At 29.7% G+C, this 23988-nt stretch carries 20 protein-coding genes and 1 tRNA gene; 16 read left to right on the top strand and 5 right to left on the bottom strand.

The genetic code is table 11. The features are described from left to right. The first annotated feature begins 25 nt into the window (after window positions 1-25). The 4 genes from L8W64_RS04030 to L8W64_RS04015 all read left to right on the top strand — a co-directional run bounded on the left by L8W64_RS04030 (window position 26) and on the right by L8W64_RS04015 (window position 4313). Window positions 26-706, top strand: coding sequence for a F0F1 ATP synthase subunit A (locus L8W64_RS04030; protein WP_133319696.1), 681 nt, complete (start codon window positions 26-28; stop codon window positions 704-706). Window positions 707-829: 123 nt separating this feature from the next. Further along, the gene (gene gatB, locus L8W64_RS04025; protein ID WP_263671172.1) at window positions 830-2248 is read left to right on the top strand and encodes an Asp-tRNA(Asn)/Glu-tRNA(Gln) amidotransferase subunit GatB; all 1419 of its coding nucleotides are present in this window, start codon (window positions 830-832) and stop codon (window positions 2246-2248) included. 2 nt (window positions 2249-2250) lie between these two features. Continuing rightward, window positions 2251-3153 carry an NAD(P)H-dependent glycerol-3-phosphate dehydrogenase gene (locus L8W64_RS04020; protein WP_133319694.1) on the top strand — a complete coding sequence of 301 codons (903 nt, stop codon included), beginning with the start codon at window positions 2251-2253 and terminating at the stop codon, window positions 3151-3153. Further along, window positions 3150-4313: a metal-dependent hydrolase gene (locus tag L8W64_RS04015; protein ID WP_263661211.1), complete on the top strand. Its 1164-nt coding sequence runs from the start codon at window positions 3150-3152 to the stop codon at window positions 4311-4313. The genes L8W64_RS04020 and L8W64_RS04015 overlap by 4 nt, the downstream gene beginning before the upstream one ends. A gap of 11 nt (window positions 4314-4324) precedes the next feature. On the opposite strand, the gene L8W64_RS04010 is transcribed toward L8W64_RS04015, so the two are convergent. The 4 genes from L8W64_RS04010 to L8W64_RS03995 all read right to left on the bottom strand — a co-directional run bounded on the left by L8W64_RS04010 (window position 4325) and on the right by L8W64_RS03995 (window position 6588). Further along, window positions 4325-5620, bottom strand: coding sequence for a methyl-accepting chemotaxis protein (locus L8W64_RS04010; protein ID WP_257928992.1), 1296 nt, complete (start codon window positions 5618-5620; stop codon window positions 4325-4327). Window positions 5621-5684: 64 nt separating this feature from the next. After that, the gene (locus L8W64_RS04005) at window positions 5685-6119 is read right to left on the bottom strand and encodes a hypothetical protein (RefSeq protein ID WP_263662639.1); all 435 of its coding nucleotides are present in this window, start codon (window positions 6117-6119) and stop codon (window positions 5685-5687) included. Between the two features lie 30 nt (window positions 6120-6149). Beyond that, a tRNA-Leu gene (locus L8W64_RS04000) sits at window positions 6150-6235 on the bottom strand. A gap of 29 nt (window positions 6236-6264) precedes the next feature. After that, the gene (locus L8W64_RS03995; RefSeq protein ID WP_012661906.1) at window positions 6265-6588 is read right to left on the bottom strand and encodes a F0F1 ATP synthase subunit C; all 324 of its coding nucleotides are present in this window, start codon (window positions 6586-6588) and stop codon (window positions 6265-6267) included. A 194-nt stretch (window positions 6589-6782) separates the two neighbouring features. Here L8W64_RS03995 and L8W64_RS03990 point away from each other — a divergent pair, with 194 nt between their 5' ends. From L8W64_RS03990 to pckA, 5 genes are read left to right on the top strand one after another with little or no spacing between them, the layout of a single operon-like run. After that, window positions 6783-8135 carry a sodium-dependent transporter gene (locus tag L8W64_RS03990; protein WP_258108779.1) on the top strand — a complete coding sequence of 451 codons (1353 nt, stop codon included), beginning with the start codon at window positions 6783-6785 and terminating at the stop codon, window positions 8133-8135. Window positions 8136-8144: 9 nt separating this feature from the next. Beyond that, a complete protein-coding gene (locus L8W64_RS03985; RefSeq protein WP_263672911.1) occupies window positions 8145-9482 on the top strand; it encodes a sodium-dependent transporter in 1338 nt (445 codons plus the stop codon). A 9-nt stretch (window positions 9483-9491) separates the two neighbouring features. After that, complete coding sequence (locus L8W64_RS03980; protein ID WP_263672910.1) at window positions 9492-10826, top strand: sodium-dependent transporter; 1335 nt, start codon at window positions 9492-9494, stop codon at window positions 10824-10826. 58 nt (window positions 10827-10884) lie between these two features. Then, window positions 10885-12663 carry a biotin/lipoyl-containing protein gene (locus L8W64_RS03975; RefSeq protein WP_263672909.1) on the top strand — a complete coding sequence of 593 codons (1779 nt, stop codon included), beginning with the start codon at window positions 10885-10887 and terminating at the stop codon, window positions 12661-12663. Window positions 12664-12673: 10 nt separating this feature from the next. Further along, window positions 12674-14248: a phosphoenolpyruvate carboxykinase (ATP) gene (gene pckA / locus L8W64_RS03970; RefSeq protein WP_263659753.1), complete on the top strand. Its 1575-nt coding sequence runs from the start codon at window positions 12674-12676 to the stop codon at window positions 14246-14248. Window positions 14249-14264: 16 nt separating this feature from the next. Here the strand turns inward: pckA and L8W64_RS03965 are convergent, their stop codons facing one another. After that, entirely contained in the window at window positions 14265-14630 is a 366-nt protein-coding gene (locus L8W64_RS03965) for a histidine triad nucleotide-binding protein (protein WP_220566684.1), read from the bottom strand. 84 nt (window positions 14631-14714) lie between these two features. Here L8W64_RS03965 and pheS point away from each other — a divergent pair, with 84 nt between their 5' ends. Genes pheS through serA form a run of 7 tightly spaced genes read left to right on the top strand, consistent with a single transcriptional unit; the run spans window position 14715 to window position 23929 of the window. Further along, a complete protein-coding gene (gene pheS, locus L8W64_RS03960) occupies window positions 14715-15707 on the top strand; it encodes a phenylalanine--tRNA ligase subunit alpha (RefSeq protein ID WP_087699975.1) in 993 nt (330 codons plus the stop codon). Beyond that, on the top strand, window positions 15704-18034 hold the full coding sequence (gene pheT, locus L8W64_RS03955) for a phenylalanine--tRNA ligase subunit beta (protein WP_263672908.1): 2331 nt from the start codon (window positions 15704-15706) through the stop codon (window positions 18032-18034). Before pheS ends, pheT begins: the two co-directional genes overlap by 4 nt. Then, window positions 18031-19317, top strand: coding sequence for a 3-phosphoshikimate 1-carboxyvinyltransferase (gene aroA / locus L8W64_RS03950; protein ID WP_263659750.1), 1287 nt, complete (start codon window positions 18031-18033; stop codon window positions 19315-19317). The genes pheT and aroA overlap by 4 nt, the downstream gene beginning before the upstream one ends. Further along, complete coding sequence (locus tag L8W64_RS03945) at window positions 19307-20143, top strand: 4-hydroxy-3-methylbut-2-enyl diphosphate reductase (protein ID WP_220566687.1); 837 nt, start codon at window positions 19307-19309, stop codon at window positions 20141-20143. The genes aroA and L8W64_RS03945 overlap by 11 nt, the downstream gene beginning before the upstream one ends. Before the next feature lie 55 nt (window positions 20144-20198). After that, entirely contained in the window at window positions 20199-21866 is a 1668-nt protein-coding gene (locus L8W64_RS03940; protein WP_220566688.1) for a 30S ribosomal protein S1, read from the top strand. A gap of 6 nt (window positions 21867-21872) precedes the next feature. Continuing rightward, on the top strand, window positions 21873-22352 hold the full coding sequence (locus tag L8W64_RS03935; protein WP_133319893.1) for a hypothetical protein: 480 nt from the start codon (window positions 21873-21875) through the stop codon (window positions 22350-22352). Further along, window positions 22349-23929, top strand: coding sequence for a phosphoglycerate dehydrogenase (gene serA, locus L8W64_RS03930; RefSeq protein WP_133319894.1), 1581 nt, complete (start codon window positions 22349-22351; stop codon window positions 23927-23929). The genes L8W64_RS03935 and serA overlap by 4 nt, the downstream gene beginning before the upstream one ends. The last annotated feature ends 59 nt before the right edge of the window (window positions 23930-23988 follow it).

The raw sequence follows: 23988 nt of genomic DNA, 5'->3' as shown, positions 1-23988 counted from the left end.
ATATTTATTCTGCTAAGGATTTTTAATGAAAGATTTATTTTTATTTAGTTCTTTTATAGATTCTAGCCACACTTTTGCATACTTTTTTCATTTGGGTATAGTGGTTGTGATTTCTTTGATTTTAGCAAAACTTGCTACAAGATCTATGCAAATTGTCCCAAGAGGTAGTCAGAATTTGGCTGAAGCTTATATGGAAGGCATTTTAAGCATGGGTAGGGATACTATGGGTAGCGATGAAGCTGCTAGAAAATATTTACCTTTAGTTGCAACTATAGGTTTTATGGTGTTTTTTAGTAATATCATAGGAATCATCCCTGGTTTTGAAGCTCCAACAGCAAGTTTAAATTTTAGTGCTTCTTTGGCTATTATAGTATTTGTGTATTATCATTTTGAAGGTATTAGAACTCAAGGATTTTTTAAGTATTTTGCACATTTCATGGGACCTGTGAAAATTCTAGCACCTTTGATGTTTCCTATAGAAGTGGTTTCTCATTTTTCAAGAGTTATTTCTTTATCTTTCCGTTTATTTGGTAATATCAAGGGAGATGATTTATTCTTAGCAGTTATTTTAGCTCTTGTGCCTTGGGTTGCGCCATTGCCTGCTTATATGCTTTTAACTTTTATGGCATTTTTACAATCTTTTATTTTTATGATTTTAACTTATGTTTATTTAGCAGGTGCAACTGTAGTTGATGAGCATCATTAATTTTTAAAAAGCAAAAAATATTTTTTGCTTTTTTCTTTTTTAATCTTCTTCTTTTATTCTTTTTTAAACTCTTTTTGAAATAAAAAACGCTAGAATAAACAAAAAATTCTAAGGAAAATTTTAATGTTTGAAGTTGTTATAGGACTTGAAGTTCATGCACAATTAAATACAAAAACAAAAATCTTTTGTTCATGTGCGACTTCTTTTGGAGAAAAATCAAATACTAATGTATGCCCAACATGTTTAGCTTTACCAGGTGCTTTACCTGTATTAAATCAAGAAGCGGTAAAAAAAGCTATAGCATTTGGAAAAGCAGTTAATGCAACTATAAATAAAAAAAGTATTTTTAATAGAAAAAATTATTTTTATCCTGATTTACCAAAAGCTTATCAAATTTCGCAATTTGATATTCCTATAGTGGAAAATGGTGAGTTATTTATCAATGTAAATGGAGAAAATAAACGCATAGGTATCACTAGGGCTCATTTAGAAGAAGATGCAGGAAAAAATATACATGAGAGTAATTTTTCAAAAGTAGATTTAAATAGAGCAGGCACGCCTTTGCTTGAAATTGTCAGTGAACCTGAACTTAGAAGTTCCGATGAAGCAGTAGCTTATTTGAAAAAATTACATTCTATTATAAGATTTTTAGACATTTCAGATGCAAATATGCAAGAAGGTAGTTTTAGATGTGATGCTAATGTTAGTATTCGTCCTAAAGGTGATGATAAGCTTTATACTAGAGTGGAGATTAAAAATTTAAATTCATTCCGTTTTATTCAAAAGGCGATTGAGTATGAAGTAAAACGCCAAAGTGAAGCTTGGGAAGATGGAAAATACGATCAAGAAGTTGTGCAAGAAACAAGATTATTTGATACGGTTAATTTAGTTACTAGAAGTATGAGAGGTAAGGAAGATTCTGCTGAATATAGATATTTCCCTGATCCTGATCTTTTACCTGTAATTTTAGATGATGAAATGCTAAATCAAGATATACCTGAACTTCCTGATGAGAAAAAAGCTAGATTTGTGAGTGAATTGGGCATTAAAGAAAGTGATAGTGAAGTGATTGTTTCTTCATTAGAGCTTTGTAGATATTTTGAGTATCTAATTAATCAAAAATTAAATCCAAAACTTTGTGTTACTTGGCTTACGACAGAGTTAATGGGGCTTTTAAAAGGCGAATTGACTATAGAAAACTCACCTATAAAACAAGAAAAATTAGCTGTTTTGATCAAACGTATAGAAGAAGGTGTTATTAGCGCTAAAGCAGGTAAGGATATTTTAGCTTATGTATTTGAAAATACAGAAGTTGAAATTGATGATGCTATTGAAAAACTTGGTTTAAAACAAGTAAGTGATGATGGTGCTATTGAAAAGATTATTGATGAAATTTTAGCAAACAATGAAGATAAAGTAGTTGAATATAAAAGTGGTAAAGATAAACTTTTTGGTTTCTTTGTCGGTCAAGCAATGAAAGCAGGTAAGGGTGCATTTAATCCTGCTAAGGTAAATGAAATTTTAAAAGCGAAACTTGGTTAAATATGAAAATAGCAGTTGTTGGTGCAGGAAAATGGGGAAGTGCTTTATATGATGCATTGAGCGTTAAAAATGAATGCGTAATAACTTCTTTTCACGAAAAAGATCTTTCTTATTTTGTTAGTACCAAAGAAGCTTTAGAATACGAATATTTAGTTTTTGCTTTATATGCTCAAGGAATGCATGAATGGCTTGCAAATAATTTTAAAGATTTAAATCAAAAAATTCTTGTAGCTTCTAAGGGTATTGATTGTAAAAGTTTAAAATTTATGGATGAGGTTTTTAGTGAGTTCATAAGTAGTGATAGACTTTGTTTTTTAAGTGGTCCTTCTTTTGCAAGTGAAGTTTTAGAAAAAAAACCTTGTGCTTTGGTTGTTAGTGGTAAAAATCAAGAGCTTTGTAATCAATTTGCAAGTTTTTTTCCAAATTATATTAAAACCTATACAAGTTCTGATGTTAAAGGCGCTGAAATTTGTGGTGCATATAAGAATGTTTTAGCAATTGCAAGTGGAGTTTGCGATGGTTTAAATTTAGGCAATAATGCAAGAGCTTCTTTAGTTTCAAGAGGTTTAGTGGAAATGCACCGCTTTGGACAATTTTTTAATGCTAAAGAAGAAACATTTTTAGGGCTTAGTGGGGCTGGAGATTTATTTTTAACAGCTTCAAGTAACTTATCAAGAAATTATAGAGTAGGTTTGAGTTTGGCTAGTGACAAAAATATAAAAGATATTTTAATGGAACTTGGCGAGGTAGCTGAAGGAGTGCAAACTGCTTATGCTATACATTCTTTATCGAAACAATTTCAAATTTATACCCCGATTGTTAACGAAGTAGTCTTAATGCTAGAGGGTAAGAATGCTTGGGAATCTTTGAAAGATTTGATGTCATCAAAGGAGGAAATATCATGATCATCAAAAATGCAAAAATTTATGGCGAACAAAAGCTTGATCTTAAAATAGAAGATGGGAAAATTACTCAAATTGCTAATGATTTAATTGATGATGGGTATATTGTTGATATAGAAGGCAAAACTTTACTTCCTTCGTTTATTGATTTAAATGTTAGTTTGCTTGATAATGAATTTAGTATAGATAAATTATATGATCTTGAAAAAGCATGCTTAAAAGGTGGGGTAGGGACTATTGTTTTAAAAGATAGTTTAGAAGCTAATACTCAAGGTTATGCGCTTTATTTTGATAAATTAAAATCTTTAGATATTAATGTTTTACCTACTATTAATGTATTAGATAAAACAGAAAAATTAAAAAATATTGCTACCTTAATTGATATGGGCGCAAAAGGCTTAGAGCTTTCAAGTACTTTAGGAGCAAATTATTTAAGACAATGTATGCAATATGCCAATATGAAATCAACCCCTGTATTTTTAAAGTGTTTTGATGAGAGTTTTGACGATCATGGAGTAATGAATGATGGACAAATAAGCTTTGAATTAGGACTTATAGGAATTAGTGATATAGCTGAAACTAGTGAAGTGGCAAAAATGAAAGAATTAGTGGAATTTTATAAAAACAAAGCTTGTTTTAGCTCTTTAGCAATTGCAAGATCGTTTGAATTATTGCATGATCAATATAGTGAAATTTCAATCCATCATTTAATCAAAGATGAAAGTACTTGTGAAAATTTTAACACTCAAGCAAAAATTTTACCTCCATTAAGAACAAAAGATGAGGCAACAAATCTTAAAAAGTTGCTTCAAGATAAGAAAATTACTTTCTTAAGTTCTTTGCATACTCCTAACACTAAAAAAGATTTGGCTTTTGATGAAGCAGATTTTGGAGTTAATGCCATAGCTATATATATGAGTTTATGTTTTACATATTTAGTAAAAGAAGGTATCTTAACTTGGAAAGAATTATGTGATTTTACAAGCTATAATCAAGCGCAATTTTTAGGATTAAATAAAGGTAAAATAGAACTTGGTTTTGATGCTGATTTAGTTATATTTGATGAAAAACTTTCTTTTAATGGAGAAGGTTTATATGCAAATGATATCTTGCAAGGTAAGGTAGAAAAAAGTTTTATAGCAGGAAAAGTTTTTAGCCTTTAAGCTAAAAACTTTTATTTATCTTGCATAGCTTGAGCTACTTGAGCTGAACTATTTCTAATTTTTTCCATACATTCTCTAGCTTCTTTGGCTAAATCCACGCTTTGATTTACGCCACTTAAGCCATCTTTAATGCTTTGTACAACTTCAGCTGTTACATTTCTGATAGAATTAATGGTAGTAGTGATTTCATTTACTGAATGTCCAGTTCTTTCAGCTAGATTTCTAACTTCATCAGCAACAACAGCAAAACCTCTACCATGCTCACCTGCACGCGCTGCCTCAATAGCCGCATTTAGAGCTAAAAGATTGGTTTGATCGGCTATATCGCTAATGGTTTGAATAATATTTTTAATTTCTTCTGATTGTTCATTTAATGATGATACGAGATTGCTACTATTGTTCATCATATCAGCAATGCCTTGAATATTTTGAACCGTATTTTCTATAACACTATCGCCCTCTTGAGTGAGATTGTCATTTTGTTCAGCTAATTCACTAATGAGCTTTAATTTTTCCTCATCTCTTACAACTTGTTCGGTAATATCTGTTGCAAATTTAATAACTTTGTAAATTTCTCCATCATCATTTTTGATAGGATTATAACTTGCTTCTAAATGGATTAGTTTGTTGTTTTTACCAAAGCGTATGAATTTTCCTGATTGAAATTTACCACTTCTTAGCTCTTCCCAAAAAATTGTATATTCTTTGGAATTCCTAAATTTTTCCTCGCAGAACATACTATGGTGTTTTCCTTTGATTTCACTTAGTGAATAACCCATGGTTTGAGTGAAGTTTTCATTAGCATTTAAAATCTCTCCATAAGGATTAAATTCAATAATAGCCATAGAACGATTAGCAGCATCTATGGTGTTTTTTAGATCAAGCATTTCATAGTTTCTTTGAGTAATGTCATTTGCAAATTTAATAACCTTATACACTTCATTGTTTTGGTTTAAAATAGGAAGATAATTGGCTTCAAGATAAATATCTTTCCCGCCTTTTGCAATGCGTCTAAAAAGTCCATTTCTTGATATACCGCTTTTTAAATCTCTCCAAAAATCAACATAGCGTTGCGACTTTACAACCTCTGGTAAACAAAACATACTATGGTGTTTACCTTTGATTTCATTTAAAGAGTAATTCATAGTTTTTAGAAAATTTTCATTAGCATTAATAATAGTTCCATCTGTTTGAAATTCTATCATGGCCATAGTTTTGCTAATAGCATTAAGTATATCTTGAAAAGTTTGATTAGATTGCTCTAATTGAGTAATTTGTTCATTAATTTTTTTCTTGTTGATAAACATAAAACCCCTTTATAAAATAATTCGGAATTATATAGTGCTTTTTAAAATAAATAATTTGTTTATATTAGCTTTTTGTTAAATTATAAAATTTTTCTTGGAGAGAATTTCTTATTTCATCGTTAATTTTCTCATTGTCATTTAGATATTGTTTGTTAAGTTCTTCAAGCTCTTTTAAAAATCCAAAAAGTGTTTCTTCCCATAAAGCATTATTTCTTTTACTTAAATTCATTGTTTGGATATGATTAAGTTTTCTACTCATATTGCTTAAATTCTCTAAAAATTCATCTTTATAATTTTCATCTTGGAGTGTAAAGGTATTTTGTAAAAGATTATTTTTTATATTTCTTATCTCTTCGTTAATTAGATCACAAAATTCAGGATAAATATCATTTTTAATAGGTTCAAGTAAGGCTTGTTCATCTAGTTTTAGAGTATATTTTTTTATGGCAAAAAAAAGAATTAAAAAAGTTATTGCACTGACTAAAATATAGAAAGTCATTTTGTTTTGATAATCCTTAAAAAATAAAAATGGTGCGGTTAGCGAGATTTGAACTCGCACACGCTGAGCGCACCACCCCCTCAAGATGGCGTGTCTACCAATTCCACCATAACCGCATAAGCCCCACAAGAGGGCTTTGAAAATTTTAAGCTGCTACTAATGCTTGGAATGGATTAGCATAAAGAGCGATAAGAGCAATAACAAGCGCATAAATAACTTGAGCTTCAATCATCGCTAAAGCAATAAACATAGTAGTCATTAATTTACCACCAAGACCAGGGTTTCTAGCAGTACCCGCTATAGTTGCTGCTGCAGTATTACCCATACCGATAGCTCCACCTAAAGCTGCAACACCAAGTCCTAAACCTGCTGCTAAGATAGAAAAAGAAGCTAACCATTGATTCATAGAGCCTTCAGCTGCAAATGCAAAACCGCTTAAAGCTAGCATTAAAAATACGATTTTTTTCATAGTTTTTCCTTGTAAAAATTTAAATCCTTTCGGCTTGCGTATCCCTACTCGTGATTTATGAAAGCGAAATTATATACAAATATAACTTTAAAATTATTGAAATTTAAATTAATATTATATATTTTAAAATAAATTAAAGTTTTTTTTAGCTACATTAAAAATTTTTATAGTTTTATAAATTTAAGGTTATCTTTATGAATGAAAAATTTTCTAAAATAGGCTTTGTATTAGCGGTAGCAGGTTCAGCTGTTGGACTTGGAAATGCTTGGAAATTTCCAACTTTGGTAGGACAAAATGGAGGTTCAGCTTTTGTACTTTTATATTTGCTTTTGACTTTGGGGGTAGGTTTTGTGATATTTTTGGCTGAACTTAGCATAGGAAAACTTAGTGAAAAAGATCCTGTAAATGCTTATTATACTTTAGCTCCAAAACATAAAAGAGCTTGGTCTATAGTTGGTTTTTCTTTAATAGGTGCTATTTTGATTGTTTCTTTTTATAGCGTGATAATAGGATGGATTGTTAAATATGCTTATTTTGGGTTTTTTCCTTTACCAAAAAGCATAGAAGAAAGTGGTGCTATTTTTGGAAATTTACTTTCTAATGATGTTTTATCTCAGTTTATATGTTTTACTTTTGTGTTTATAGTAATTTTTTATGTAGTATCAAAAGGTGTTAAAAGTGGTATAGAAAAACTCAATGTTTGGATGATGCCAAGCTTATTTATACTACTTATTTTAATGCTTGGATATTCTTTTAGTATGGATGGTTTTTCTAAAGCAAGTGAGTTTTTGTTTTCTCCAGACTTTTCTAAGCTTAGTGTAGGAGCATTTTTAAGTGCATTAGGGCTTGCTTGTTTTTCTTTATCTATTGGAGTGGGTTCAATTATAACTTATTCTGCAAGTTTATCTGATAAAACAAATTTTATTACAAGCACTATTAACATTATCATTATTAATATTATTATTGGTATTATGATGGGACTTATTGTATTTACTTTCATATTTGAATTTAATGGAGATCCAGCTCAACAAGGTCCAGGTTTGATTTTTGTATCTTTGATGAGTTTGTTTTCAAATATTGACCCAATTGGCTTTTTACCTTTGGGAAATATTTTAGCTGTGGCTTTTTTTATAGCTTTGTTTTTTGCAGGGATTACTTCAGCAGTTTCCATGATAGAACCTTTAACCTTTTATTTAATCAATTCTTATAATTTTACAAGAAAAAAAGCTTTGATTTTTATAGCTTTCATTGTGTATTTTTTGGGAAGTTTGTGTATTTTATCAGGAATTGAGTGGAGTAAAGATTCTTTAGAATTTTTTGGAAAAAGTTTTTTTGATATATTAGATTTTATTGCTTCAAATTTAATGATGCCTTTAGGTGGATTATTTGGTGCAATCTTTGTAGGTTTTGTGCTTAAAAAAGAAGCTTTACAAACTTTATTTTATCCTTATATGAGGGGTAAATACTTTGAGTGTTGGTATTTTTTTGTAAGATATATCTCGCCTTTAGCTGTGATTTTAATCATGGCAAAACAATTATTTTTTTAAGGTTAAAAGATGAATGAAAAATTTTCTAAAATAGGCTTTGTATTAGCGGTAGCAGGTTCAGCTGTTGGACTTGGAAATGCTTGGAAATTTCCAACTTTAGTGGGTAACAATGGTGGTTCAGCTTTTGTGGTGGTATATTTACTTTTAACCTTGGGTGTGGCTTTTGTGATATTTTTGGCTGAACTTAGCATAGGAAAACTTAGTGAAAAAGATCCTGTAAATGCTTATTATACTTTAGCGCCAAAAAATAAAAAGGCATGGTCATTTGCGGGATTTTTTATGCTTGGTGCTATTATTTTAGTGTCTTTTTATAGTGTTGTTATAGGTTGGATAGCAAAATATGCTTATTTTGGGTTTTTTGAATTACCTAAAGATACAAAAGAAGCAGGCGCTATTTTTGGAAATTTACTTTCTAATGATGTTTTATCTCAATTTATATGTTTTACTTTTGTGTTTATAGTAATTTTTTATGTAGTATCAAAAGGTGTTAAAAGTGGTATAGAAAAACTCAATGTTTGGATGATGCCAAGCTTATTTATACTGCTTATTTTAATGCTTGGATATTCTTTTAGTATGGATGGTTTTTCTAAAGCAAGTGAGTTTTTATTTGTACCTGATTTTTCAAAATTAAGTGTTAATTCTATATTAGATGCACTAGGGCTTGCATTTTTTAGTATGTCTTTGGGTGTATGTGTGATTTTAACTTATGCAGCAAGTTTGCCCGATAAAACAAATTTTATAAGCAGTGCTTTAAATATTATCATTATTAATACTATCATTGGTTTGATGATGGGACTTATTGTATTTACTTTTATATTTGAATTCGGAGCCGATCCTACTCAACAAGGTCCAGGACTTATATTTATATCATTAACTACACTTTTTGCAAAGTTAGGATTTTTGGGAAATGTTTTAGCCATAGCCTTTTTTATAGCTTTATTTTTTGCAGGGATTACTTCGGCTATTTCTATGATAGAACCTTTTACTTTTTATCTTATAAATCGTTATCAAATTTCAAGAAAAAAAGCTTTGGTTTTTGTGGGTATGATTGTTTATTTTCTTGGAAGTTTATCTATACTTTCTTTTTATCATGCAAGCGCACCAAGTTTAAATTTCTTTGGGAAAAGTTTTTTTGATATTTTAGACTTTTTCATACAAAATTTGCTAATGCCAATTTCTGCTTTAATTACAGCATTTTTTGTGGGTTTTGTGCTTAAAAAAGAAGCTTTACAAACTTTATTTTACCCATTTATGCGTGGGATATATTTTGAAATTTGGTATATCTTTTTAAGATACATTTCTCCATTAGCGGTTATTTTAATCATGGCTAGACAGCTTTTTTTCTAAGGTATTAAAATGAATGATAAATTTTCTAAAATAGGTTTTGTATTAGCAGTAGCAGGTGGAGCTATAGGGCTTGGAAATGCTTGGAAATTTCCAACCTTAGTAGGCCAAAATGGTGGTTTTGCTTTTGTGCTTTTGTATTTACTTTTGACTATTAGTATAGGATTTTGTGTATTTTTGGCTGAAATTGCTATGGGAAGATTAAGTCAGAGTGATCCTGTAAATGCTTATAAAAGCTTAGCAACTAAATATGCTCAAAAATGGAAATTTGCTGGATTTTTTATGCTCGGTGGAATTTTTGTATTATCTTTTTATCTTGTTATTATGGGTTGGGTTTTAAAATATATGATAACTTCGATTTATTATCTACCTAGTAATACTCAAGAAGCAGGAGCTTTATTTGGAAATTTAATACAAAATAGTATTTTAGAAAGTAGTTTGTATTTTTTAATTGCTTTTTTTCTTACCTTGTTTGTTGTTTCAAGAGGGGTTAAAAGCGGTATAGAAAAACTTAATGTTTGGATTATGCCAAGTTTGTTTATTATGCTTGTTTTAATGCTAGTATATTGTTTTTTTCAAGATGGTTTTAAGGAAGCTTTTGTTTATTTGTTTTATCCTGATTTTACCAAGCTTAGTTTAAACTCTGTTTTAACAGCTTTAGGTCTTGCTTTTTTTACTTTATGTTTAGGTATAGGTTGTATTACCACTTATGCAGCCTCTTTAAAAGACGATACAAATTTAATTACAAGTTCGGCCATAATTGTGCTTTTAAATATCAGTATAGGTTTGATGATGGGACTTATTGTATTTACTTTTATATTTAAATTTAATGCTAATCCTGCAGAAGGAGCTGGGCTTGTATTTATATCTTTAACAACTTTATTTTCTAATTTAGGTGCTATCTTTGGACATTTTTTAGCTTTTTGTTTTTTCTTAGCTTTATTTTTTGCAGGGATTACTTCAGCAGTTTCTATGATAGAACCTTTTACTTTTTATCTTGTAAATGAATATAAAATTTCAAGAAAAAAAGCTTTGGTTTTTATAGGCTTTGTAGTCTTTCTTTTGGGAATGAGTTGTATTTTATCTTTTAGTGCTAATTATGGGGCTAGCTTTAGTTTTTTTGGTTTAAGTTTTTTTGATATTTTAGATAAATTAACTTCTAATTTTATGCTCCCACTTGGAGCTATTGCAAGTGCTATTTTCGTAGGATTTTTTGTGGAAAAAATAAAAATTTACAATTTATTTTCTAAGTTTATGAGTAGAAGTATTTTTGAAGTATGGTATTTTTTACTTAGATTTGTTGCACCTATTGCGATTATTATCATTATGTTAAATCAAATTTTATAAATTTATTTTTTAAGAAAGTAGAGTTATAATTGCAAAGATGTAAAAATAAGGAAAAATTATGGCTAAAAAGTTAATTGATGTGATGGATACCACATTTAGGGATGGTTTTCAATCTGTTTATGGTGCTAGAGTTTTAATGAATGATTTTTTTCCTGCCCTAGAAGCAGCTAAAGAAGCAGATATTAAGCATTTTGAATTTGGTGGTGGAGCTAGATTCCAAAGTTTATTTTTTTATTTGAACGAAAATGCTTTTGAAATGATGGACAAATTTAGAGCCATCGTTGGAAAAGATGCAAATTTACAAACTCTTGCAAGAGGGGTTAATACCGTAGCACTTGATACAGGTAGTAAAGAAATTATCAATTTGCATGCAAAAATGTTTGCAAAACACGGTGCAACTACAATAAGAAATTTTGATGCATTAAATGATGTAAATAATTTAAAATTTAGTGGAGAATGTATAGTTAAACATGGCTTAAAACATGAAATTACCATTACTTTAATGGATTTACCTCCAAAATGTAAAGGTGCGCATGATGTGCCATTTTATGAAAGAATTTTAAAAGAAATCCTACAAGCTCAAATTCCTTTTGATAGTATTTGTTTTAAAGATGCAAGCGGAACTTCAAATCCAAATAAAATTTATGAAGTTATTAAAATGGCTAGAAAAAACCTGCCTGAAAATATGCATATAAGATTACATACGCATGAAACCGCAGGGGTAAGCATAGCATGCTATTTAGCGGCTTTAGAAGCAGGTGTTGATGGTATAGATTTAGCTGCAGCTCCTGTTAGTGGCGGTACTTCTCAACCTGATATTTTAACAATGCTTCATGCTCTAAAAGGAAGCAATTTTGATCTTGGTTTAGATGAAGAAAAAATTTTAAAATACGAAGAAGTGTTAAAAGATTGTTTAAAAGATTATTTTCTACCACCTGAAGCAACAGCGGTGAATCCTTTAATACCTTTTTCACCTATGCCGGGTGGAGCACTAACTGCTAATACACAAATGATGAGAGATAATAATATTTTAGATAAATTTCCTCAAGTTATAAAAGCTATGCAAGAAGTAGTAGAAAAAGGTGGTTATGGTACTTCTGTTACTCCTGTATCGCAGTTTTATTTCCAGCAAGCTTTTAATAATGTAATGTTTGGTCCTTGGAAAAAAATTGCAGATGGATATGGAAAAATGGTTTTAGGATATTTTGGAAAAACTCCCGTTGCTCCAGATCCTGAAGTAATTAAGCTTGCAAGCGAGCAATTAAAATTAGAACCAACTACAAAATTAGCCACAGATATTGCTGATGCTGATGAGAGCAAAAGTACAGCTTATATTAAAAACTTATTAGAAAAAGAAAATTTAGAAACAAGTGAAGAAAATATTTTTATCGTTGCAGCTTGTAAAGAAAAAGGCATAGCTTTCTTAAAAGGTGAAGCTAAGGTTAATGTTAGAAAAAATAGCAAATTAAAATCAAGTCTTATCGATGAAAATCAATTTACCGTTTCAGTTAATGGTAACAAATACCATGTAGAAGTAAGTGCAGGGTTTGATAGAGATGTTAATGTTAAAAGTGCTGTAAAAGTAAGTGCAGATAATGCAAAAGTTGCAAAAACTCAAGTAAGTGATAATGCTATTGTTGCAAGTATGAATGCAAATGTATTTAAAATTTTAGTTAAAGAAAATGATAGTGTAAAGGCAGGTCAAGTTGTAGCTGTACTTGAAGCTATGAAAATGGAAATTGAGATTAGTGCAAGTAAAGATGGAGAAATTGCAGAACTTTTAATAAATACTGGTGAGAGTGTAAGTGAAGGTCAAGCTTTAATGACTTATAAATAAGGAGGTAAAGATGAAAGGTTTAGAAAATTTAGGCTTAGAAAATATCGGACAAGTTTTTCACAATCTTAGTTATGATGAGCTTTTAAAGCACGAAAAAAACAATAATGAAGGTGTATGTACTAAAAATGGTACCTTTAGTGTAGATACAGGAATTTTTACTGGAAGAAGTCCTAAAGATAAATATTTTGTAAAACAAGATCCTTCGCAAAAATACATTGCTTGGGGTAAGATTAATCAGCCTATTAGTGAGGAATTATTTGAAAAGCTTTTAGCAAAAGCTAAAAAACAACTTAGTAATAGTGATATTTATATCCAAGATGCATATTGTGGAGCTTCGTTAAAAAGTCGTAAAGCTGTGCGTTTTGTAACTCAAATTGCATGGCAAGCACATTTTGTAAAAAATATGTTCATTCGTCCAAAAGAAGAAGAACTTAGTGAGTTTAAACCTGATTTTGTGGTGTATAATGCTTGCAAATGTATTAATGAAGATTATAAAAAAGATGGTTTAAATTCAGAGGTTTTTGTCATTTTTAACATAGAAAAAAATATAGCAGTAATTGGTGGAACTTGGTATGGTGGAGAGATGAAAAAAGGAATTTTTTCTATGATGAATTATTGGCTTCCACTAGAAAATAAACTTTCTATGCATTGTAGTGCTAATGTTGGAGAAAAAGGTGATGTAGCGCTTTTCTTTGGGCTTAGTGGTACGGGTAAAACTACTCTTTCAACTGATCCAAAAAGAAAATTAATAGGCGATGATGAGCATGGTTGGGATGATGAGGGTGTGTTTAATTTTGAAGGAGGTTGTTATGCAAAATGTATTAACCTTGATCCTCAAAGTGAACCAGAAATTTATGGAGCTATAAAGCAAAATGCACTTTTAGAAAATGTAGTTTTAAAAGATGATTTAAGCGTTGATTTCAATGATGGTTCTAAAACTGAAAATACTAGAGTTTCTTATCCGATAGAGCATATTTTAAATCACGAGCCAAGCCTTAGTGCAGGTCATCCTAGTAATATTATTTTCCTTTCAGCGGATGCTTTTGGTGTTTTACCTCCGGTTAGTAAGCTTAGTAAAGAACAAGCAATGTATTATTTTCTAAGTGGTTATACTGCTAAAGTAGCAGGTACTGAAAGAGGCATTACCGAACCTGTTGCGACTTTTTCAGCTTGTTTTGGAGAAGTGTTTTTGCCATTACACCCAACTGTTTATGCAAAACTTTTGGGCGAAAAAATCAGCAAGCATAATGTAAATGTTTATCTGGTAAATACCGGTTGGAGCGGTGGAGCTTATGGTGTAGGCAAAAGAATGAGTATTAAAGCTACTAGAGCTTGTATTAATGCGATTTTAGATGGTAGCATACAAAATTGTGAGTTTGAAAACTATGATTTATTTAATCTTGCAGTTCCAAAAGAATTAGCGGGTGTAGAAAGTAAGTTATTAAACCCTGTTAATACTTGGGAGGATAAAAAAGCTTATGAAGAAACTAAATTAAAGCTTGCAAAAATGTTTATAGAAAATTTCAAACGCTATGAAGATGTAAAAGAAGGAGCAGAATTTAAACTAGCTGGTCCTGCTATCTAAAAAGAGTTAGCTCTTTTTAGAATAAAGATTGAGGATTGATTTGGGTTTCTTTATTTTTTGGAAGCTCAAATCCACCTAACATATGAAAATGTAAATGAAAAACTTCTTGTCCGCTATTTTTTCCACAATTTGTGATTAATCTATATCCACTTTTATCAAGTCCTAAAAGAGTAGCTAGTTCTTGGATAAATTGTGTCATTTCACTCATTAATTCAGGTCTTAATTCTTGAAAGTTTTCAAAATGCTCTTTTGGAATGATTAAAATATGAATAGGTGCTTTAGGATTGATATCATGAAAAGCTAAAAATTTTTCACTTTCTAAAACTTTATTAGCAGGGATTTTTCCTTCTACGATTAGTTCAAATACGGTTTTTTCTCTCATTTAATAGTCCTTTTTTTATTATTTTTGCTAATTTTAAATAATTTTACATTAGAATGTTTAAAAAAAATTTAGTTGGAGCTAAAATTGCAAGATATGATAGAAAAAATTGCTTCTGTAAATACTTTAGCAGAGCTTGAAAATATAAAAGTAAGTGTTTTAGGAAAAAAAGGTATTTTGACTTTAGAATTTGCAAAGTTAAAAGATTTACAAGGTGAAGAAAAAAAAGAATTTGCCAATGGTTTAAATAAAACAAGAGATGAATTTAATGAGGCTTATCAAATAAAATTAAAAGAATTAGAAGAAAAAGCTTTAAATGAAAAAATGAAACAAGATGTGCAAGATTTTAGCTTTTTTGATGAAACTTCAAATGCAGGTGCTTTGCACCCAATCATGCAAACTATGGATAAAATCATAGAATATTTTACAGCTTTAAATTTTAGTATAGAAAAAGGGCCTTTGATTGAGGATGATTTTCATAATTTTGAAGCATTGAATTTACCACAAAATCATCCTGCAAGAGATATGCAAGATACTTTTTATTTTGAAGATAAAACCTTGCTTAGATCTCAAACTTCTCCAGTGCAAATTAGAACTATGCTATCTCAAAAACCACCTATTAGAATGATAGCACCAGGTGCAGTTTTTAGAAGAGATTTTGATATTACACATACGCCTATGTTTCATCAAGTAGAAGGACTTGTGGTAGAAGAAGGCGATAAGGTAAATTTTGCAAATTTAAAAGATATGCTAGAGCATTTTTTAAAACATATGTTTGGCGATGTAAAAGTGCGTTTTAGACCAAGTTTTTTTCCTTTTACAGAGCCATCTGCTGAAGTAGATATTTCTTGTGTGTTTTGTAAAGGTTGTGGATGTAGGGTTTGTAAGCAAACAGGATGGCTTGAAGTTTTAGGATGTGGCGTTGTTGATCCTAATGTTTATAAATTTGTTGGTTATAAAAATGTAAGTGGTTATGCTTTTGGTTTGGGTGTGGAGCGTTTTGCTATGCTTTTACATAAAATTCCTGATTTGCGTTCTATGTTTGAAGGTGATTTAAGATTATTGGAGCAATTTAGATGATTATTAGTAGAAATTGGTTAAATGAATGGATTGATTTAAGTGAAATATCAACACAAACTATAGTAAATACTTTAAATTCCATAGGATTAGAGGTTGATAGTTTCAAAAGTGTTAAAGCTCCCCAAAAAGTTGTAATAGGTAAGGTTTTAGAAAAAGTTAAACATGAAAATTCAGATAAATTGAATATTTGTAAAGTAGATGTTGGGAATGAAATCTTACAAATTGTTTGTGGTGCAAAAAATGTTGATAAAGATCAATTTGTAGCCGTATCTTTAGTAGGTGCAGTGCTTCCTAGTGGACTTGAGATAAAACCTGCCAAACTTAGAGGGGTTGAATCTATGGGTATGATTTGCTCTTCTAGTGAGCTTGGTTTTGGAAAAAGTAATGAAGGCATTATGGTTTTAGATGAAAGTATGGGAGAGTTAGTTTTAGGAAAAGCTCTTAATGAATATAATTTGTTTAATGATGAATTAATTGAAATAGAACTTACTCCAAATCGCGGGGATTGCTTGAGTTTATATGGTGTTGCTAGAGATTTAAGTGCAGCACTTGATTTAAATTTAAAAGAATTAAATCCTTTAAAAGAAGGTGAAAATAGCGTAGGTATAGGAAGAATACTAAGTGTTAAAAATCAAAGTGATGTTGAAGGATTTTTTGCTTATAAGGCACTAGAGATTAAAGAAGAATTTAAGTTAAATATCATGATACAAATTCGCCTTGCTTTGATTGAAGCATATAAAAATAACAACATAGAAAATCTTTTAACTTATGCAACTCATGCAAGTGGAGTGATTTTTTGTGCTTATGATTTTCATAAGCTTTGTCAAGATTGTCAAATTGATGAAAAGATTGTTTTAGAGATTAAAACTCAAGAACATGGAGAATATGGGGTTTATTATAAAGATGAGTTGATTGCTTTAGCAGGTATAGAGCAAGAAGATAAATTTAAAATTAATGATGAGAGTAAAATCATCATTATAGAAGCAAGCTATACTCATCCTCAAACTATAGCAAATGCAATAGCCTTTTATAAAAAGAAAAATGATACTATATATCGTTCTTTAAGAGGCAGTGAGCCTAAGCTTTCTTTGGGAATGGAGTATTTATTTAATGAGTGCTTAAAAATTAGTGCAATGGGTGTTTTTTCAGGAAGCCAACAAGTTTTTAAAGAAAATGAAGCAAATATTATTGGGATTTTTGGTGCAGAGGTTGATAAAATCATTGGTATGCCTATAGATAAAAATAATTTAGTCAAAATTCTTAGAAAACTAGGCTTTGAAATAAGTGTGGTAAATGATGAACAATTTAATATTAAAATTCCACTTCACCGTAGTGATATAGTAAATATAGCTGATATTAGTGAAGAAATAGTAAGAATTATCGGTATTGATAATATCCCATCAAAAGCTTTAGAATTTAGAGAAAAAAATCGCTTAAATCAAGTATATTTTGATTATCAAGAGCTTAAAAATTTAAGATTAAAAGCAAGCAACAATGGATATTTTGAAAGTGTGCATTATGTTTTGGATAATGAAGAAGAATTAAGTCAGCTAGGATTTAAATGTATTAAAAACAAACTCATTAATCCTATTACTAACGAACTTAATACTTTAAGAAGTACTTTGATAAATCATCTTTTAAATGCAGTAAGCTTTAATCTAAGAAATTCAAAAAAGAAAATTAAACTTTTTGAGTGTGGTAGTGTTTTTGATGAGTTTTCAAATGAGCATGCTAAATTTGCAATGATCTTTAGTGGCTATAAAGAAGAAGCTAAAATCACAAATAAGGCCAAGCCTGTTTTAGTGGATTTTTATACCTTTTTAGCAGAATTAAAAAGCATTATAGGTGAGTTTAGTTTACAAAAATCAGAATATGCATTTTTAAGCCCATATGAACAAGCAAATGTATATAAAAATGACAAGCGTATAGGTTTTGTAGGTAGAGTGCATTTAAGTATAGAAAATGAAAGGGATTTGGTTAAAACTTATATTTGTGAGCTTGATTTGGAAGGCTTAAAACAAGACTTTAAAACCGCTAAAGCATATTCTAAATTTCCATCTATGAGCAGGGATTTAAGTATAGTTATACCTAAGGGTTTTGAATATGAAAAAATCAAACACACTATTGCTAAATTAAATATCGAAAGATTAGAAAGCTTTAGAGTGGTAGATTTATATACAGATGAGAATTTAGGCGATTTTTATAGCTTGACTATTAATTTGGTATTTAGAGATTTTGAAAAAACCTTAGAAGATAATATTATCCTTGAATATATTGATAAAATTATCAAAGCTTTAGATGATGAGCATGGTTTAAAACTTCGATGAAGATAAGCCCTATTGATTCTTTTAAAGTAGAGCTTGAAGATATAGCTTCTGATAAGTCTATATCTCATCGCTTTGCTATTTTTTCTTTGCTTACTCAAGGAACTTGTAAGATTAAAAATTATCTAAAAGCACAAGACACTTTACATACTTTAGCAATCATTCAAGCTTTAGGAGCTGAAGTTGAAGAAATTGATGGATTAATTTATATTAAAGCTCCAAAATATATAAAATCTCCAAATTGCGTTTTAGATTGTGGAAATTCAGGTACAGCTATGAGACTTTTAATAGGTTTTTTAAGTGCTATTGAAGATGAATTTTTTGTTCTTAGTGGAGATTGTTATTTAAATGCTAGGCCAATGAAGCGAGTGAGTGGGCCTTTGATGAGTTTAGGAGCTAAGATTTTTGGAAGAGCTAACGCAAATTTAGCGCCTATTTGCATACAAGGGGCTAAGTTAGATGGTTTTGACTTTAGTAGTAATATTGCTTCAGCTCAAGTAAAATCAGCTTTAATTTTAGCAGCTTTATTTGCCAAAAAAGAAAGTTATTTTAAAGAAATTGAGCTTTCAAGGGATCATAGTGAGATTATGCTTAATAAAATGGGAGCTTGCATTGAGTATTTAAATGAGGATAAAACTTTTATCAAAATCAATCCTTTAAAAGAAAAATTAAAAGCATTTGAAGTATGTGTACCAAATGATCCATCATCAGCCTTTTATTTTGCCTTAGCTGCTTGTATTTTACCTTATTCAAAAGTAGTTTTAAAAAATGTTTTGTTAAATAAAACACGCATTGAAGCCTTTAAAATTTTAGAAAAAATGGGTGCAAAGATCACTTATAATATTACTAATGAAGATTTTGAAAGTATTGGAGAAATTTGTGTTGAAAGTGCGCCTCTAAAGGCAGTAAATGTGAGTGAAAATATCGCATGGTTGATTGATGAAATTCCAGCTTTGGCTATAGCTTTTGCTTGTGCAAAAGGAAAAAGCATTATAAAAAATGCTAAAGAATTGCGCGTAAAAGAAAGTGATAGAATCAAATCAATTGTATTAAATTTGCAAAAATGTGGCATAAAAGTAAAAGAATTTGAAGATGGCTTTGAAGTAGAAGGCGGCGAAGTTAAAAATGCTAAAATAGAAAGCTTTGGAGATCATAGAATTGCGATGAGTTTTTTAATTTTAGGTTTAAGATGTGGAATGGAAGTAGATGATAGTGAATGCATCAAAACTTCTTTTCCAAATTTTATTGAGATTTTAAAGCAAATAGGAGCTAAGATTGGAGATTGAATTAGCAAAAAGTTATGGATTTTGTTTTGGAGTAAAAAGAGCTATTAAAAAAGCCGAGCAGATTAAAGATGCAGCTACTATAGGACCTTTAATTCATAATAATGAAGAAATCACAAGACTTTGGAAAAATTATAATGTTAAAACATTAAATGATATCAATGAATTAAACGCAGAAAAAAAAGCCATTATTAGAACCCATGGTATTACAAAGCAAGATTTAGAAAAATTAAAGCAAAAAGATATAGAAATTTTTGATGCTACATGTCCTTTTGTGACTAAACCTCAAAAAATTTGTGAACAAATGAGCAATGAAGGTTATGAAGTTGTTATTTTTGGGGATGAAAATCATCCTGAAGTAAAAGGGGTTAGAAGTTATGTAAGTACTAAAGCTTATGTAGTGCTTGATGAAAAAGAATTGCTTGATATTAAATTGCCTTCTAAAATTGCAGTAGTATCACAAACTACAAAAAAGATAGAAAAATTTATGGAAATTGTAAATTTTTTAATGCTTAGGGTTAAGGAAGTGCGTGTTTTTAATACAATATGTGATGCGACTTTTAAAAATCAAGAAGCAATCAATGAACTTGCTAAAAAAAGTGATGTAATGATAATAGTTGGAGGGAAGAACTCAGCCAATACTAAACAGCTTTTTTTGATAGCAAAAAACTATTGTGAAGATAGTTATTTAATCGAAAATGAAAAAGAAATTCAGAAAGAATGGTTTAGTGGTAAAGAAAAATGTGGCATTAGTGCGGGTGCTTCTACACCTGATTGGGTGATTGATTTGGTTTTGGAAAAAATCAAAGAATACACCAAAATTAACTAAGTTTAAAGAAAACAATACTATAATCAACAATTAAAATTTAAAACAAAGGACCACAATGAGCGAGGTGAACAAAAAAGTTCAAAACAGACTAGAGGATATTATCATAGAAGAAGATTTTGAGCAAATGCTTGAAGAATCTTTTAAGTCTGATGAGGAGGCAACTACACAAGGTATAATTGTCGCGATTAAAGGTGATGAGGTATTTGTAAATGTAGGACAAAAATCAGAAGGTATTTTAGTAGCAGAAGAAATTCAAAACGAAAAAGGCGAATTTATCTTCAAAGAAGGTGATACATTAGAAGTTGCTATAGTAGGTTCTCGCGGTGGCAGATCTTTACTTTCTCATAAAAAAGCTTTAAGAAAACAAAAAGTTAAAGAATTTATTAACAATTATAAAGATGATGAAAGTATATTTGATGTAAAAATCATTGGTAAAAATAGAGGTGGCTTTGTAGCTGTGGATGAAAATGGAGTGGAGTTTTTCCTACCAAAATCACAAAGCAGTTTTAAAGATTCAAATAATATTATCAATAAAACTTTTAAAGTTAAAATTATAAAAATAGATAAAGAAGCTCAGAGTATAGTAGTTTCTAGAAAAAAAATAGTAGATGAGGAAAGAAAAAAACGCAAAGAAATTATTTCAAATGTATTAAATCAAGAAGAAATTATAGAAGGTGTTGTTAAAAAAATCACTACTTACGGTATGTTTGTTGATGTAGGTGGTGTTGATGGTTTAGTTCATTATAGTGAAATTTCTTATAAAGGACCAGTAAATCCTAGTTCGTTGTATAATGAAGGTGATAAAGTTCCTGTAAAAGTGATTAAATATGATAAAGATAAAAAACATCTTTCTTTATCTATAAAACTTGCCATGCCTGATCCTTGGGATGAAATTAAAGATGGTTTAGAAGTTGGTGATACTATTAAAGTTACGGTTTCAAATATAGAACCATATGGTGCTTTTGTAGATTTAGGAAATGATATAGAAGGATTTTTACATATAAGTGAAATTTCTTGGGATAAAAATGCTAAAAATCCAAAAGATTATATTAACGAAGGTCAAGAGCTTGATGTGGAAGTGATTGAAATTAATGCTAAAGAAAGAAGACTTAGAGTTTCTTTAAAAAATTTATTAGCAAAACCTTTTGATGAGTTTTTAAAATCATATAAAGTAGGTGATGTGCTAAAAGGCAGTGTTACTTCCGTGACTAATTTTGGTGCCTTTATAAAAATTGCTAATTTAGAAGGTTTGTTGCATAATGAAGATGCTTCTTGGAATAGAAGTGATAAATGTAAAGATATGTATAAAGTTGGTGATGTTGTAGAAGTTAAAATCATTAAACTAGATAAAGAAAATCAAAAAATTTCTTTAAGTACTAAAGAATTACAAAAAAGTCCTGTTCAAGTTTATGCTCAAAAACACCAAGTAAATGATGTTATTTCTGGTAAAATTAGAGATATTAAAGATTTTGGAGTTTTTGTAGAGCTTGAAGAAGGCGTTGATGCGCTTATTCATAAAGAGGATTTAGGTAATATTGATTTTTCAAGTTTAAAAGTAGGTGATACAATAGAAGCTTTGATTGTTTTCATTGATGAAAAGAAAAATAGAATTCGTTTAAGCGTAAAAAGCCTTGCAAGAATGAAAGAAAGAGAAGCATTAAATGAAATCAATGATAATGACAAAGTAACTTTAGGTGATATTATCAAAGATCAACTTTTATAATAAAAAATGAAAAAATATACCCTTTATGGTATTTTAGGTTTTTTAAGCCTAATTTTATTTATTGCTTTTATTTTTATGGTGAGATATGTAGATATTGGGAATTTACCTATCTCACAAAATGTTAAATATTCTTTTGATGAAATAAAAAAAGAGTTACCACAAACTTGGCAAGATAAACTTTCAAATATTAAAATCAATGATTTTTCTCCAGCAGCAAATGAATTTTATATGAGTTTTAATATGGATGATTCTGTAGTAAAGCCAAAACAAAAATTTTATATGCTCGATGTAAATAAAAATGATGTTTATTCTATGTTTTGTTTAAAGCAAACTCTGCATTCTTTTTTTATCAAATACACTTTAACACAGAGTAAAGATGAAGTGGCAATTTATTTAGATACAAATAATGAAAAAGTATTAAATACACTGATCGACAAATTAAAAATTTATAACATAAATGCAAAATTAAAGGAGGTTTGGTTATGAAAAAAATTATTGTATGTGATGCGATATTAGACAAAGGCGTAGAACTTTTAAGAAAAGCTGATGATGTTGAGCTTATCGAAGCAGCGCATTTGCCTAAAGATAAACTTTTAACAAAATTAAATGATGTAGATGTTGCTATTACTAGAAGTTCAACGGATGTGGATTTGAAATTTATCAATGCATGTTCTAATTTAAAAGCTTTAGTTAGAGCAGGCGTTGGGGTTGATAATGTTGATATAGATGAATGCTCTAAAAAAGGCATTATAGTAATGAATGTACCAACGGCTAATACCATAGCAGCAGTTGAGCTTACTATGAATCATTTATTATGCTCTGCAAGATCTTTTGTAAATGCTCATAATTTTTTAAAAATACAAAGAAAATGGGAAAGAGAAAAGTGGTATGGTGTTGAACTTATGAATAAAACTTTAGGAGTTATAGGTTTTGGTAATATAGGTTCAAGAGTGGCTGTACGTGCAAAAGCTTTTGGTATGAAAGTTATAGCTTATGATCCTTATGTGGTAGCTTCTAAAATGACTGATTTGGGTATAGAGTGTGTGAATTCTTTAGATGTAATCTTAACTCAAAGTGATTTTATTACCATACATACGCCAAAAACAAAAGAAACAACAGATATGATTTCTTTTGAAGAAATTTCTAAAATGAAAGATGGGGTAAGATTGATAAATTGTGCCAGAGGTGGTCTTTATAATGAAGATGCATTGTGTGAAGGTTTAAAAAGTGGTAAAATAGCTTGGCTTGGTATCGATGTGTTTAATAAAGAACCAGCAACTAATCATCCATTTTTAGACTTTGAAAATGTTTCTGTTACTTCTCATCTTGGTGCAAACACTTTAGAAAGTCAAGAAAATATCGCTATCCAAGCATGCGAGCAAGCTTTAAATGCTGCAAGAGGAATTTCTTATCCTAATGCTTTAAATTTACCGATTAAAACTGAAGATTTACCAAGTTTTGTAGCACCTTATATTGAGCTTATTTCCAAAATGGGCTTTTTGGCTGCTCAGCTTGATAAAACTCCTATTAAGGCTATTAAACTTGAGAGCGAAGGACAAATTAGCGAGTATAATGAGTCTTTATTAACTTTTGCAACAGTGAGTGTTTTAAGAGGTATTTTAGGTGAGAATATTAATTATATTAACGCACATTTTGTAGCTAAAGATAAGGGCGTAGAACTTTCTTCTTGTATTCTACCAAGTAGTGGTTATAGTAATAAAATCACTATAAAAGTAATTACAGATAATTCTAACCTTTCTATCTCAGGAACTATTTTTGGTGAAAATGAACAAAGAATAGTAGAATTAAATGGTTTTGATGTAGATTTTAAACCAAAAGGGAAAATGATAATTTTAAATAACAATGACATACCAGGAGTTATTGCTAATGTTAGCGGAATTTTAGCCAAAAATAATGTCAATATAGCCGATTTTAGACTTGGTAGAAATGGCTTTGGAAAAGCTTTGGCTGTAATTTTGCTTGATACAAAAATTTCAAAAGCTTTGCTTGAGGAATTAAGAGCTATTGATGCTTGTATTTTTGCAGAATATGCAGAAATTTAAGGCTTTTTATAAGCCTTAATTGTTACAATTATTTTTTAATTTTAAAATTAAGGAAAATA

The sequence above is a fragment of the Campylobacter sp. IFREMER_LSEM_CL1097 genome (genome assembly GCF_025772225.1).
Lineage (GTDB): Bacteria > Campylobacterota > Campylobacteria > Campylobacterales > Campylobacteraceae > Campylobacter_D > Campylobacter_D lari_D.
This window is presented reverse-complemented; position numbering and strand designations above follow the sequence as displayed.

Bases quoted from the DNA above. Each gene is read 5' to 3' on its own strand.
- L8W64_RS04030 (WP_133319696.1), top strand. From the start codon at position 26: ATGAAAGATTTATTTTTATTTAGTTCTTTTATAGATTCTAGCCACACT.
- gatB (WP_263671172.1), top strand. From the start codon at position 830: ATGTTTGAAGTTGTTATAGGACTTGAAGTTCATGCACAATTAAATACA.
- L8W64_RS04020 (WP_133319694.1), top strand. From the start codon at position 2,251: ATGAAAATAGCAGTTGTTGGTGCAGGAAAATGGGGAAGTGCTTTATAT.
- L8W64_RS04015 (WP_263661211.1), top strand. From the start codon at position 3,150: ATGATCATCAAAAATGCAAAAATTTATGGCGAACAAAAGCTTGATCTT.
- L8W64_RS04010 (WP_257928992.1), bottom strand. From the start codon at position 5,620: ATGTTTATCAACAAGAAAAAAATTAATGAACAAATTACTCAATTAGAG.
- L8W64_RS04005 (WP_263662639.1), bottom strand. From the start codon at position 6,119: ATGACTTTCTATATTTTAGTCAGTGCAATAACTTTTTTAATTCTTTTT.
- L8W64_RS03995 (WP_012661906.1), bottom strand. From the start codon at position 6,588: ATGAAAAAAATCGTATTTTTAATGCTAGCTTTAAGCGGTTTTGCATTT.
- L8W64_RS03990 (WP_258108779.1), top strand. From the start codon at position 6,783: ATGAATGAAAAATTTTCTAAAATAGGCTTTGTATTAGCGGTAGCAGGT.
- L8W64_RS03985 (WP_263672911.1), top strand. From the start codon at position 8,145: ATGAATGAAAAATTTTCTAAAATAGGCTTTGTATTAGCGGTAGCAGGT.
- L8W64_RS03980 (WP_263672910.1), top strand. From the start codon at position 9,492: ATGAATGATAAATTTTCTAAAATAGGTTTTGTATTAGCAGTAGCAGGT.
- L8W64_RS03975 (WP_263672909.1), top strand. From the start codon at position 10,885: ATGGCTAAAAAGTTAATTGATGTGATGGATACCACATTTAGGGATGGT.
- pckA (WP_263659753.1), top strand. From the start codon at position 12,674: ATGAAAGGTTTAGAAAATTTAGGCTTAGAAAATATCGGACAAGTTTTT.
- L8W64_RS03965 (WP_220566684.1), bottom strand. From the start codon at position 14,630: ATGAGAGAAAAAACCGTATTTGAACTAATCGTAGAAGGAAAAATCCCT.
- pheT (WP_263672908.1), top strand. From the start codon at position 15,704: ATGATTATTAGTAGAAATTGGTTAAATGAATGGATTGATTTAAGTGAA.
- aroA (WP_263659750.1), top strand. From the start codon at position 18,031: ATGAAGATAAGCCCTATTGATTCTTTTAAAGTAGAGCTTGAAGATATA.
- L8W64_RS03940 (WP_220566688.1), top strand. From the start codon at position 20,199: ATGAGCGAGGTGAACAAAAAAGTTCAAAACAGACTAGAGGATATTATC.
- L8W64_RS03935 (WP_133319893.1), top strand. From the start codon at position 21,873: ATGAAAAAATATACCCTTTATGGTATTTTAGGTTTTTTAAGCCTAATT.
- serA (WP_133319894.1), top strand. From the start codon at position 22,349: ATGAAAAAAATTATTGTATGTGATGCGATATTAGACAAAGGCGTAGAA.